7 protein-coding genes are annotated in these 13260 nt (G+C 76.5%); 4 read left to right on the forward strand and 3 right to left on the reverse strand.

Features of this window, described 5'->3' with window-relative positions; all coding sequences use genetic code 11:
• Window positions 1-57 precede the first annotated feature (57 nt).
• Genes OG500_RS29840 through OG500_RS29850 form a run of 3 tightly spaced genes read left to right on the forward strand, consistent with a single transcriptional unit; the run spans window position 58 to window position 6793 of the window.
• On the forward strand, window positions 58-1308 hold the full coding sequence (locus tag OG500_RS29840) for an AAA family ATPase (RefSeq protein WP_327069947.1): 1251 nt from the start codon (window positions 58-60) through the stop codon (window positions 1306-1308).
• Entirely contained in the window at window positions 1305-4880 is a 3576-nt protein-coding gene (locus OG500_RS29845; RefSeq protein WP_327069948.1) for a vWA domain-containing protein, read from the forward strand. Before OG500_RS29840 ends, OG500_RS29845 begins: the two co-directional genes overlap by 4 nt.
• The gene (locus tag OG500_RS29850) at window positions 4877-6793 is read left to right on the forward strand and encodes a hypothetical protein (RefSeq protein WP_327069949.1); all 1917 of its coding nucleotides are present in this window, start codon (window positions 4877-4879) and stop codon (window positions 6791-6793) included. The genes OG500_RS29845 and OG500_RS29850 overlap by 4 nt, the downstream gene beginning before the upstream one ends.
• An 83-nt stretch (window positions 6794-6876) precedes the next feature.
• On the opposite strand, the gene OG500_RS29855 is transcribed toward OG500_RS29850, so the two are convergent.
• Entirely contained in the window at window positions 6877-8616 is a 1740-nt protein-coding gene (locus OG500_RS29855; protein ID WP_327071734.1) for an ABC transporter ATP-binding protein, read from the reverse strand.
• Between the two features lie 14 nt (window positions 8617-8630).
• Complete coding sequence (locus OG500_RS29860; RefSeq protein WP_329587820.1) at window positions 8631-10325, reverse strand: ABC transporter ATP-binding protein; 1695 nt, start codon at window positions 10323-10325, stop codon at window positions 8631-8633.
• 256 nt (window positions 10326-10581) lie between these two features.
• Between OG500_RS29860 and OG500_RS29865 the strand changes: the two genes are divergently transcribed.
• On the forward strand, window positions 10582-12018 hold the full coding sequence (locus OG500_RS29865) for a M1 family metallopeptidase (protein WP_327071736.1): 1437 nt from the start codon (window positions 10582-10584) through the stop codon (window positions 12016-12018).
• 72 nt (window positions 12019-12090) lie between these two features.
• On the opposite strand, the gene OG500_RS29870 is transcribed toward OG500_RS29865, so the two are convergent.
• Complete coding sequence (locus OG500_RS29870; protein ID WP_329584563.1) at window positions 12091-13221, reverse strand: M24 family metallopeptidase; 1131 nt, start codon at window positions 13219-13221, stop codon at window positions 12091-12093.
• Window positions 13222-13260: the final 39 nt, after the last annotated feature.

Consider the following 13260-nt stretch of genomic DNA (forward strand, 5'->3'; position numbering starts at 1 on the left):
GCCCGGCTCCCGCCACGACCTGCCAACCCTGCGACCCGAGGACCGAGGACCACACCCATGCCCCCGACCGCCACCCCCGCCACGACCGACCCCGCGGCCGTCCCGACCACCGATCCCGCCACCGACCCCGCGGCCGTCCCGACGACCGCTCCCGGCACCGAGGCGGCGCCGGCCCGCCAGGTCCTGCCCGCCGAGGAGCGCCACGCCGCCGAACTCGCCTTCCTCGCCGCCCACGACGAGGGCCCGCGCCCGCCCGGCTGGGCCCTGACCCCGAGCGCGGTGGTGACCTTCGTCTGCGGCAGCGAGGGCCGGGCGCTCACCCTGGCGCCCAAGCGCCGCAAGGACGGTGCGCTGCCCGCGAAGCTGGTGGTCGCCCCGAAGTTCATCGGCGAGCGGGCCCTGGTGGAGCGGTGCGTGGTCACCCTGGCCGGTGAGCGCGGGCTGCTGCTGGTCGGCGAGCCCGGCACCGCCAAGTCGATGCTCTCCGAGCTGCTGTCGGCCGCCGTCAGCGGCAGCAGCGAACTGACCGTCCAGGGCACCGCCGGCACCACCGAGGACGCCTTCCGCTACGGCTGGAACTACGCGCTGCTGCTCGCCCAGGGCCCCACCCCGCAGGCCCTGGTCGCCTCGCCGGTGCTGACCGCGATGCGCACCGGAAAGGTCGCCCGGATCGAGGAGGTCACCCGCTGCCTGCCCGAGGTGCAGGACGCGCTGGTGTCGATCCTCTCCGACCGCCGGGTGAGCGTCCCGGAGCTGGCCGGCACCCCGCACGCCACGGTCGCCGCCGCCCCCGGCTTCACCGTGATCGCCACCGCGAACCTGCGCGACCGCGGCGTCTCGGAGATGTCCGCCGCGCTCAAGCGGCGCTTCAACTTCGAGACGGTGCACCCGATTGCCGACCCGGCCCGGGAGACCGAGCTGGTCCGCACCCAGGCCACCGCCGCCGTGCGGCGGGCCGGCGCGGCCTTCGGCGTGGACGACGCCGTGCTCGACGTCCTGGTCACCGTCTTCCGCGACCTGCGCACCGGCCGCTCCGCCGAGGGCTGGGACGTCGAGCGCCCCAGCACCGTGCTCTCCACCGCCGAGGCCGTGCAGGTCGCCGCCTCCCTCGGCCTGGCCCGCGCCTACCTCCCCGCCGGCGACGTCCTCGACCTCGTCCCCGGCCACCTGCTGGGCGCCGTCCGCAAGGACGACCCGGCCGACCACACCCGCCTCCTCGGCTACTGGGACGGCCCGGTCCGCCGCCGCGCCGAGGACGGCTCCGCCCTCTGGCGCCGCCTGTGGGACCTCCGGGAGAACCTGCGGTGACCAACCCCAGCCCCGTACCCCTGACGACCCCGGTGGACGGCGCCGACCCGCGGGCGGCCGTCGCGGCGCTCGCCGCCTGCACCCGGCCCTATCTGATCGGTGTCCGGCACCACAGCCCCGCGCTGGCCGCGGTGGTGCCGGCGCTGCTGGCGCAGGCCGACCCGCAGGTGCTCTGCGTCGAGCTGCCGACCGACTTCCAGCACTGGCTCCCGCACCTGGCCGACCCCGGCACCGTCGCCCCGGTGGCGCTGGCCGGGGCGCGCGAGGGCGGACCGCTCGGCTTCTACCCGTTCGCCGACTTCTCGCCGGAGCTCGCCGCGATCCGCTGGGCGCGCGAGCACGGTGTCGAGGTGCTCTGCTGCGACCTCCCGTTGGCCGACCCCGGCTGGTCGGCGGAGGCCCCGGACACCCGGCCCGGCCCCGCGGAGCCCACCGCCCCCACCGGCCCCGCCGCCCCCCGCTACGCCGACGCGCTGGACGCCGCCGGCACCGGCCGCGCGGGCGACGACCTGTGGGACCGCTCCGTCGAGGTCCGCGCTCCGGGCAGCGACCCGGCCGAGGTGCGGCGCGCGGCGCTGGCCGTCGGCTGGGCGCTGCGCCGCGACGCCGCCGAGCACGGCGGGGTGGCGGTCCACGACCTCGCCCGCGAGGCGCACATGCGCCGGGTGATCGCCCGCGCGGGCGCGGACGGCCGCCGGGTCGCGGCGGTGGTCGGAGCCTTCCACGGCCCCGCACTCACCGCCGCCGACCAGCCCGATGAACCCGTACCCGTACCTGTCCCCGTACCCGCACCCCGGTCCGAGCCCGCCACCTCGACCACCTCGCTCGTCCCGTACACCTTCGACCTGCTCGACGCCCGCTCCGGCTACCCGGCGGGCATCCGCGACCCGCGCTGGCAGCAGGCCGTGCTGGCGGCGCAGGGCGACCCCGGGCGGGTGCAGGACGCGGCGGCCCGCGCGATCACCGAGGTGTGCCGCGAGCTGCGCGCCGCCGGCCACCCGGCCGGCACCGGCGAGGCCGCCGAGGCGCTGCGGCTGGCCGGTGACCTGGCCCGGCTGCGCGACCTGCCGGCTCCCGGCCGCGGTGAGCTGCTGGAGGCGGTGACCGCCGTCCTCGGCCAGGGCGAACTGCTGGGCCGCGGACGGGCGTTGGCCAAGGCGCTGGAGGCGGTGCTGGTCGGCGCCGACCGCGGCCGGCTCGCCCCCGGCACCCCGCGCTCGGGCCTCGGCCCCTCCGTGGAGGCCGAGTTGGCCGAGCTGCGGCTGCCCGGTCCGGACGACCCCGAGGCCCGCGAGCTGCGCCTGGAGCCGCTGCGCTCCCCGCTGGACCGGCGCCGCGAGGTGCTGCTGCAGCGCCTGGCGGTCTGCGGCATCGACTACGGCAAGCCGCTCGCGGTGGCGGGCACGGGGGACAGCGCCGCACTCTCCACCCGCTGGCAGCTGGCCTGGACGCCGTCCACCGCCGCCCGTCTCGATCTGACCGGCGTGCGCGGGGTCACCGCCGAACTCGCGGCGGCGGGCACCCTGCGCAAGGCCGCGCGCACGGCGGTGGCGGACGGCGGACCGACCGCGCAGCAGGTCCTGGCCGGACTGCGCGCCGCGGCGAGCTGCGACCTGCCCGCGCTGGTCGCCGAACGGCTCACGGAGGCGGCGCAAGTGCTGCCGACGGCCGCAACGCTGCCCGAACTCCTCGACGCGCTCGACCTGTTGGAGGCGCTGCGGCTGGGCCATCTGCCCGGCGCCGGCGCACCGGCCAGGGCCGAGGCCGCCGAACTCGCCGCCACGCTGCTGGATGCGGCCGTCAGCGGCCTGCCCGGTCTGGCCGGCAGCGACGATCCCGCGGACGCGGTCGCGCTGGTGGCGCTGGCCACCCGGGCCGGCGACCACCGGCTCGGCCTGAGCCTGGACGAGGCGCTGGACACGCTCGCCGCCGGCGGCTCGCCGCTGCTCCAGGGCGCGGCGCTCGCCGCCCGGGTGCTGCTCGACCTGGATCCGGCCGCCCGGCTGGGTGCCCGCGCCGCGGGCTGGCTCGACACGGCCGGCGACCCCGCCGGACGGCGCCGGCTGGCCCGGCAGCTGACCGGTCTGCTGACGGCCGGTGGTCCGCTGCTGCAGTACGCGCCGGACGCCCTCGGCCCGCTGCTGGGCCGGATCGACGGCCTGTCGGACGAGGGCTTCCTGACCCGGCTGCCCGCCCTGCGGGCCGGCTTCGACGCGCTCAGCCCGGCCGCGCGCACCCGCCTGCTGGAGACCGTCACCGAACGCCTGGGTGAGCGCCCGGACCTGACGCTCGCGGCCCCGGCCGAGCTGCTCGCCCTCTGGGCGGCAGCGGACACCGCCGCCGCCGGCGCCCTCACCGCCCTCGGCCTGCCGCTGCCGGCCGTCACCGGCTCACCTGACGTGCCGTCAACTCTGGTTCTATCAGAGGCGAACGAGTCGCCCGATCGAATCCCGCCCGCCGACCGCTGGCGGCTGCTGCTCGGCCGCGAACCCGAGCGGCTGCCCCAGGGCGCCCGCCGCTACGCGCACGCCCTGGACGAGCTGTACGGCGCGGGCCGCGGCGAGGGAGCCGCCGACCTCGACCGCGGCAACGGCGGCAGCGGCAACGGCGGCGGCCGGGAGGCCTCCTTCCCCACCGCTCGCGAGTGGTCCGAGGAGCTGGCGGCGCTGTTCGGTCCCGAGGTCCGTGAGGAGGTGCTCGCCGCCGCGGCCGACGCGGGTCGCACCGATGTGCTGACCCAGCTCGACCCCGCGGCCGTCCGCCCCTCGATGGAGCTGCTGACCTCGGTGCTCAACCTCGCCGGAGGCATGCCCGAGCACCTGCTCGCCCGGCTGCGCCCGTTGGTGCGCCGACTGGTCGACGAGCTGTCCCGGGAGCTGGCCACCCGGCTGCGCCCCACGCTCACCGGCCTGGCCACCCCGCGCCCGACCCGCCGTCCGGGCGGCCGGATCGACCTGCCGCGCACCCTGCGCGCCAACCTCGCGCACACCCGCAGGCTGCCGGACGGCCGCACGGTCGTGGTGCCCGAGCGGCCGGTGTTCAGCACCCGCTCCCGGCGGGAGGCGGACTGGCGGCTGATCCTGGTGGTCGACGTCTCCGGCTCGATGGAGGCCTCGGTGATCTGGTCCGCGCTGACCGCCGCCGTGCTGGGCGGGGTGCCGACGCTCTCCACCCACTTCCTGGCCTTCTCCACCCAGGTGGCCGACCTCACCGACCGGGTGAGCGACCCGCTCTCGCTGCTGCTGGAGGTCCGGGTCGGCGGCGGTACGCACATCGCCGGCGCGCTGGCCCACGCCCGCTCCCTGGTGACCGTGCCCAGCCGCACCCTGGTGGTGGTCGTCAGCGACTTCGAGGAGGGCGGTCCGCTGGGCGGCCTGCTCGGCGAGGTCCGCTCGCTGGCGTCCTCCGGGGTGCACCTGCTGGGCTGCGCGGCCCTGGACGACACCGGCACCCCGCGCTACTCGGTCCCCGTCGCGCGGCAACTCGTCGCCGCCGGCATGCCGGTGGCCGCCCTCAGCCCCCTCGCCCTGGCCCGCTGGGTCGGCGAACGCCTCCGTGGCGACACCCGATGACCGGAGACGCAGTGACCACCGCCCCCGCCCCGGCGACCCCACCCGCCGCCGACGACCTCCGCCTGCCGCCCGTCGCCCCCGAGGTGCTGGCCGCCGCGGTGGAGGCGCTCACCACCCGGCTGCGCAAGCGGCTCGACGCCGCCGTCGAGCAGTACGCCGCCCGCACGCCGCGGCCCGCACCGGACGCGGGCGCCCCGGGTGCGGTCGTCGTCCACTGCGGCGAGGACGCCCTGGTGACCCTGGCCCCGGGCCCCGGCGGTGCGGTCACCGAGCCGGAGCAGGCCCGGTGCAGCTGCCTGCTCGCGCCGCGCTGCCTGCACCGGGCGGCGGTGCTGAGCTGCTGCCCGCTCGCTGCGTCCCAGGCCCCGGAGGCGGCGGGGGAGCCCGAACACCCCGCCCCCGCCGAGGAGTCCACGCTGCTCACGGCATCCCCGCGCACCCCCGTCGAGCCGACCCCGGCGCAGCGCGGCGCGGCCGAGGTGCTCTGGGCGGCGGCTGCCGCCGTGCTCGGCGCGGGCGTGCCCGCGGCCGGGGCCGTCCCGCAGGCCGAGCTGCTGCGGGCCGCGCACACCGCCCGGCTGGCCGACCTGTACCGCGCCGAGGCCGCCGCGCTGCGGGTGGTCCGCGGCCTGCGCAGCGCCCGGGCCGGCCACCGCGGCCATCGCACCGCCGACCTGGCCGCCGCGCTGCGCGAACTGCTGCTCAGCACGGCCCTGGTGCGCTCCGGCCCGGTCGATCCGGGGGTGCTCGGCAGCGCCCGCCGCGCCTACCGCCCTGGCGGTGCGCTGCGGGTGTACGGGGCCTGCCGCGAACCGGTGCTGACCGCCACGGGGTACGGCGGCGTGGTCACCCATCTGGTCACCGACGACGGCCGGTGGCTGTCGGTCGCCGACGTCAAGCCCGGCGGCGCGGCCCGCGCCCGTGGGGCCGGCGCGGCGCCCCTCGCGCTGGGGGCGGTCGGGCTCGACCACGCCCGGCTCTCCCGCGGCGGCCTGCTGATCTCGGGGGCGACCGTCTCGGGCGACGGCCGGCTCGGGGCCGGCCGCGGGGTGCGGGCCACCCCGGTGGCGGCGCCGCCCTGGGGCGAGGGCCCGGTGGCCGCGCTGTTCGCCCGGCCGCTGGCGCTGGCCGCCGCCGAACGGCTCGCCGAGGACCCGCTCGGCGACCCGGAGCAGACCGAGCTGCTGCGCCGGCCGGTCGGCTGCGACCTGGTGCTGCTCGGCGCCGCCGGTGACGCCGTGCTGGCCCGCGAGCTGGACCCGGCGAGCGGTGCGCCGCACGGTCCGCTGGTCCGCCTGGTGGCCGCCAACGGGCACCCGGAGCTCGCGCACACCGCCAACCTCGCGCGACTGGCCGGCCGACCCGGCCTGCGGGTCCGGGTGCTGGCCCGGGTCGACCCGGACCGGGCCGCCACCCTGCGTCCGCTGGCCGTGGCCCCGGTGCCGGGCACCGAGGCCACCCTCATCCTGCCGCCGCGCTGGCAGGGGCGCGCCGACCTCGGCTACGACCTGCTGCAGGGCGCCCAGTTGCCGGGCGCCGAGGTGTGCGCCGCCCCGGCCGCGCCGCCGCCGGCCGACCCGCCGGCTGCTGACCTGCCGCCGGACGACTCCCCGCTGTGGCGGGTCCGCCGCCAGGTGGAGCTGGCGATCACCGGCGGCCGGCGCGCCGTCGTCGAGTCCGCCCGCAACGGCAGCGCGGCCACCGACGCCGCCGCGCTGCGCCGCACCGGCTTCCGCACCGCCGCGGACCTCACCACCACCCTGGCGGCCGCCGCCGACCGGCGCGGGCGCGACGTCTTCGGCCGTCTCGGCGACCCGGACGAGGACCACTACGCGCAGGCCTGGTTGGCGGCGGCGGTCCACCTCACCGCGGCCGAACGCGAACTCGTCCGCGCCACCTGGCAGTCCGCCTGAGGCCGCTGCTGCTGCCGCTGCCCCGGGCTCCCTTCCTCCGCGGAAGGGAGCCCGGGGCGGGCGGGCCGGTGTCGGTCCGCCCGTCAGGCCGGCTGCCAGGAGCGCCACAGCGCCGCGTAGCTGCCGCCCTGCGCGATCAGCTCGTCGTGGGTGCCCAGCTCGGTGAGCCGGCCCTCCTCCATCACCGCCACCCGGTCGGCGTCCCTGGCCGTGTGCAGGCGGTGGGCGATCGCGATCACCGTGCGGCCCTCGAGCACCGCGGCGAGCGCCCGTTCGGTGTGCCGCGCCGTGGCCGGATCGAGCAGCGCCGTCGCCTCGTCGAGGATCAGGGTGTGCGGATCGGCGAGCACCACCCGGGCCAGCGAGAGCTGCTGGCTCTGCCCGGCGTCCAGCCGGTGGCCGCCGGTGCCGAGGTCCGTGTCGAGGCCGTCGGGCAGTTCGTGCAGCCAGTCGGCGTCGACGACCTCCAGCGCCTCGCGCAGCTCCGCGTCCGTGGCGTCGGGTGCGGCCAGCCTGAGGTTGTCGCGCACCGTGCCGAGGAAGACGTGGTGCTCCTGGGTGACGAGCACGACCTGGTTGCGCAGGCGCTGCGGATCCAGCTCCGCGAGCGGCACTCCGCCGACCGCGACCGAGCCCGAGCGAGGGGAGTCGGCCCCGGAGAGCAGCCGCCCCAGCGTGGACTTGCCCGCGCCCGAGGGGCCGACCACCGCCAGCCGCTCGCCGGGCCGGACGGTCAGGGTGATGCCGCGCAGCACGTCGCGCCCGCCGTGGTAGGCGTAGTGGGCGTCCACCACGGTGATCCGGTCGCCGGCGGGCTCGGCTCCGGTCGACTCCCGGGCGGCGGGCGCCGCATCGAGCCCTTCGATCCGGGCGAACGAGGCGGCGCCGCGCTGGATCTGGTCCGCCCACATCAGGATCTTGTCCAGCGGATCGACCAACTGCCAGAGGTAGAGCACCGCGGAGATCACCGCACCGATGGTCACCGTTCCGCGGTCGCTCAGCGCGATGCCGAGCAGCAGGATGCCCGCCACCGGGATGACGTAGGAGACGTCCACGACCGGGAACAGGACGCTGCGCAGCGCGAGCGTTCCCCGGCGGGCACCGCGCGCGGCGCCGATCGCCTCCTCGCAGGCCGCCAGGCGGCGCGCCTGCAGTCCGAGCGCCTCGACGCTGCGGGCGGCGGTGACGGTGGTGCCGAGCACCTCGATGAGCGCCGAGTTGGCGCTGCCCTCCGCCAGGTAGGCCGGGTGGGCGCGGCGCAGGTACCAGCGCGACGCGACCAGGATGCCGGACAGGCCGACCACACCGCAGGCCCCGAGCAGTGGATCGACCGCGAAGACGGCGCCGACGATCAACAGCGCCTGGACCGCGGCCACCAGGACCTCGGGCCCGGCGTCGCGCAGCGTGGTGCCGACCGCCGCGACGTCGCCGGTGCCACGGGCCATCAGGTCGCCGAGGCCGACCCGGTCGACCAGCGTGGCGGGCATCGCGAGGGTGCGCTCCACCACCTGCTCCCGGATCCGGGCCAGTACCCGCTCGCCCAGCCGGTGGCTGGTGTACTTGGCGAACCGGGTGAGCAGGATCTGCGCCACGGCGAAGCCGAGGATCGCGAGCGCGAGCCGGTCGATCCGGGCCACCCCGTGGCCGGCCTTGACCTGGTCGACGATCCGGCCGAGCAGCCAGGGCGCACCGAGCCCGGCCGCGGCGGCGAGCAGGTTCAGCGCCAGGACGACCGCGAAGGTCCGGCCGTCCTGGCGGACCAGGCGCAGCGCGGCGCGGCGGAACTGCGCGGGCCCGGCAACCGGGAGCTGCCCGGCGGGCACCGTGGGTCCGGCGCTCACCGCGCGGCCTCCGCGCGCACGCCGTCCGCCGCGTGCACCCCGCCGTCCGTACCGAAGACCTCGCCGCCGTCCTCGCGGGAGACCAGGGCCCGGTACCCGCCCGGCCCGTCCAGCAGTTCGCGATGGCTGCCCACCGCGGCCACCTGGCCGTCGACCAGGTGGTACACGACGTCGGCCTGCTCCAGCAGCAGCGGCGAGGTGGTGACCACCACCGTGGTGCGACCGCTGCGCGCCGCCCGCAGGCGCGCCGCGATGGCGGCCTCGGTGTGCGCGTCCACCGCCGAGGTCGGCTCCACCAGCAGCAGCACCTCCGGATCCGCCAGCAGGCTGCGGGCCAGGCGCAGGCGCTGGCGCTGCCCGCCGGAGAGATTGGCGCCCTGGGACCGGATCCCGGAGTCGAGCCCCTGCGGCAGGCCCAGCAGGATGTCGTCCGCGACCGCCTGGTGCAGTGCCCGGGTGATCCGGTCGTCGTCCGGGCTCCCGGCCCCGGACACCACCTCGCGCAGCGTGCCGGCGAAGATCTCGGCATCGTTGTCGGCGACCATGATGCGGTGCCGCACCTCGGTCAGCGCCGCGTCCCGCAGCCTGGTCGGGCCCCAGGTCACCGCTCCGTCGGCGAACCGGCCGAGCCGGTCGACGACGGCGACCAGGTCCCTGGGCCGGCTGCCGGCCAGCGCGGTCAGCCGGCCGGGGGAGACCACCACCCCCGATGCGGGGTCGCTGAGCGTCGCGGACGCGTCGGGCAGCTCCGCAGGGTGCGGGCCGTCCGCCTGCTCGGGCTCGATCGTCAGGATCCGGACCACGCGTGCGGCGGCGACCAGGCCGCGGCTGAGGCCGTAGCCGCCCTCGATCAGGAACGACACCGGCCCGGCGAGGACCGCGACATAGCCGTAGACGGCGACCAGTTGGCCCACGGTGATCGAGCCGGTCGCGGCCATCCGCGCCGCCAGCCAGGTGACCAGGGCCAGGAAGAGCGCGGGCAGGCCGGCCCCCAGGGCCTGCACCCAGCTGGTCACCGCCCCGACCCGGTAGCCCTCCTGGCGCAGCTCGGCCGAGTGCCGCCGGTACCGGTCGGCGAACAGCTGCTTGCCACCGATGCCGTTGAGGATCTGCAGGCCCTTGACCAGATCGCCCACCCGGGCGGTCAGTTCGCCCTGCTGCCCGCGGTAGACGGATTCGGCCTTCTGCAGCCGGCCGAGCAACGGGCCGATGATCAGGGCCAGGACCGGGACGCCGAGCAGGACCACGGCCGCCAGGACCGGCGAGACCGAGAGCAGCAGCACCGCCACCCCGACGTAGGCGATCACCGAGCCGAGCCCCAGCCCGGTCACGGTCAGGGCCTGGCCGATCTCCCCCACGTCGCCCGCCCCGATCGTGACCACCTCCCCGACCGAGACCCGGCGGCCGAGCGTCGCGCCCAGCACGGCGGCCCGGGCGACCACGGCCCTGGTGGTCTCGAAGGCCGTCTCCATCCGGATCATCGTCATGGTGCGATGACGGATGCGCCCCAGCCACGCGTTGACGATCCCCACCCCGACCAGCAGGGCGACCCAGCGCGCCAGCGCCCCGGAGTCGTGCCGCTGGAGCCCTTCGTCGATGGCCCTGGATATCAGGTACGGCGGCAGCATGAGGGAGCACATCCAGGTCGTGCTCACCACTGCTCCCACCACGATCCGACGCCGCTGACGCATGGTCAGCCACGCGAGGAACCGGGCGGCACTGCGACTGTCCGGGACGGGACCGGCGGGTACGTAGGTCACGGTTCGCACCCTAGCAATCCGGTGCAAGCACATCATTGGCGTGTTTCTTAGCATGAACACTTCACGGAATGCGCGTACCGGGCCTCCCGGCGGGACAGGGATCCGGGACAGCGTCAACCGACGACCGAACCGGAGGATTCCCGTGCGCAAGAAGCTGCTCGTCTCGGCTGCGGCTGCGGCCACCCTGATGCTGACCGTCCCGGCCTCGGCGGCCACCCCGACCCCGGGGGCACCAGGAGCCGGTGACCCGTACTACCCGACCTACGGGAACGGCGGCTACCGCGTCTCGCACTACGACCTGCGGCTCAAGTACCAGCCTGCCACGGACCAGTTGGAGGGCACCGCGACGCTGCTGGCCACCGCCACCCAGGACCTCTCCCGCTTCGACCTGGACTTCGCGCTGGACGTCAGCCAGGTGCTGGTCAACGGCCATCCGGCGAAGTTCACGAACACCGGGGTCCAGGAGCTGCAGATCACGCCCGACGCGCCGCTCGCCAAGGGGAGTTCGGCCACCATCGTGGTCCGGTACTCCGGCGTGCCGTCCAAGGTCGACCGGTACGGGTTCGACGCCTGGCTGCGCACGCCGGACGGCGCGGTGATCGCCGACGAGCCGGAGGCCGCCTGGTGGTGGTTCCCCAGCAACGACCACCCCTCGGACAAGGCCACCTTCGACGTCTCCGTCCTGGTCCCCGACGGCACCCAGGCGATCAGCAACGGCGTCCTCACCTCGCAGAGCTCCGCACTCGGCTGGACCCGCTACAACTGGCGCGAGAACAAGCCACAGGCGACCTACCTCGCCACCCTGGCCATCGGGAAGTTCGACATCACCACCGGCACCAGCCCCAGCGGCATCCCCGTCGTCAACGCCTACAGCCCCGACCTCGGCGACAACGCCGACGCCGCGCGGGCCAGCGTCGAGCGCACCGGCGAGCTGGTCGACTGGCTCAGCGGCTACTTCGGCCCGTACCCGTTCAGCTCGGCCGGCGGCTACGTCCCCGACGTCTCCACGCACTACGCGCTGGAGACCCAGACCCGGGTCTTCTACAGCCCGGCGCAGTTCGCCAACGGCGCCAACCCCTCGGTGGTCGTCCACGAGTTGGCGCACCAGTGGTACGGCGACAGCGTCTCGCTGGAGCGCTGGAGCGACATCTGGCTCAACGAGGGCTTCGCCACCTACGCCCAGTGGCTCTGGTCGGAGCACGAGGACGAGGGCACCGCCCAGCAGCTCGCCGACTACGTCTACGCCTCGCACCCGGCCGACGACCCCTTCTGGACCGTCAAGCCCGGCGACCCCGGCGCGGCGAACCAGTTCGCCGACCCGGTGTACGACCGGGGTGCGCTCGCCATCCAGGTGCTGCGCAACACCATCGGCGACGACGCGTTCTTCAAGCTCCTCAAGGCCTGGCCCGCCGAGCACGCCTACGGCAACGGCACGATCGCCCAGTTCCAGGCGCTCGCCGAGAAGGTCTCCGGCAAGAAGCTCGGCGACCTGTTCCAGGCCTGGCTCTACACCCCGTCCAAGCCCGCCCTCCCGACGGCCGCCAAGGCCCGCCTGTCCACCGCCGCCCCCGCCGCCGAGCCCCGCTCCTGGCAGCAGATCAAGTCCGCCCAGCAGCAGCACTGACCCGCGCCCCGCCATCGGGGCCGGCCGACTGCAGGTCGGCCGGCCCCGATGGCGGGCGGGCACCCGCTCGGGTCAGCCCGGCAGGACGGTGAAGTCGCGCTCCGTCAGGTTGAGCCGCTCGCCGCCCTCCGGCGTGCAGACCACGATGTCCTCGATCCGCGCGCCGTAGCGCCCGGCCAGGTAGATGCCGGGCTCCACCGAGAAGGCCATGCCCGGCTCCAGGGGCCGCGCGGACCCGGCCACGATGTAGGGCTCCTCGTGGGTCTCCAGGCCGATGCCGTGGCCGGTGCGGTGCAGGAACTCCGCGCCGAAGCCGGCCTCGGTGATGATCCGCCGGCCCACCGCGTCGAGCTCCTCGGCGGTGATGCCGGGCCGTACGGCCGCGGTCTGCGCCCGCTGGGCGCGCAGCAGCACCTCGTACAGGCGGCGGTACTCCGCCGGGGGCTCGCCGAGGGTGTAGCAGCGGGTGGAGTCGGAGCAGTAGCCGGCCGCGGTGGTGCCGCCGATGTCGACGACCACCGGGTCCCCGGCGCACAGCACCCGGTCCGACAGCTCGTGGTGCGGGCTCGCGCCGTTGGGCCCCGAGCCGACGATCACGAAGTCGACCCGGACGTGGCCCTCGGCGACGATCGCCTCCGCGATGTCCCGGCCCACCTCGCGCTCGGTGCGGCCCACCCGCAGCCACTCGCCCATCCGGGCGTGCACCCGGTCGATCGCCGCGCCCGCCTCGCGCAGCGCCGCGATCTCCGCCGGGCTCTTGCGCATCCGCAGCTCGCTCAGCACCGGCCCGGCGAGCGTCTGGCGCCCGCCGGGCAGGGCGGCCTGGAAGGCGAAGGCCTTCTCCGCCCACATGTGGTTGTCCACGGCGACGGCGGCGCGCGCGGGCAGGCGCCCGGCGGCGATCGCGTACGGGTCCTCGGTCTCCTGCCAGCCGACGATCTCCAGGCCGAGGCCGGGGGCGGGCGAGGCCTTGGCGGCGGGCTCCTCCAGGGCCGGCACGAGCAGGAACGGCTCGCCCGCGACCGGCAGGACCAGGCAGGTGAGGCGTTCCAGCGGCGCGGCGTGATAGCCCGTCAGGTACTGCAGGTCCGCGCCCGGCGACACCACCAGGGCGTCGAGGCCGGCCCGGGCGACGAGCTCGCGGGCCTGCCGCAGCCGGTCGGCCGAGAGCGTGGTGGGGGAGGTGCGGTCCGGGTCGGGCATGCGAGCGTCTCCTGTGGGCCGGTGCGGTGGGCGGCAGCG

Origin of the sequence: Kitasatospora sp. NBC_01250 (genome assembly GCF_036226465.1) — a bacterium.
Classification (GTDB): Bacteria; Actinomycetota; Actinomycetes; order Streptomycetales; family Streptomycetaceae; genus Kitasatospora.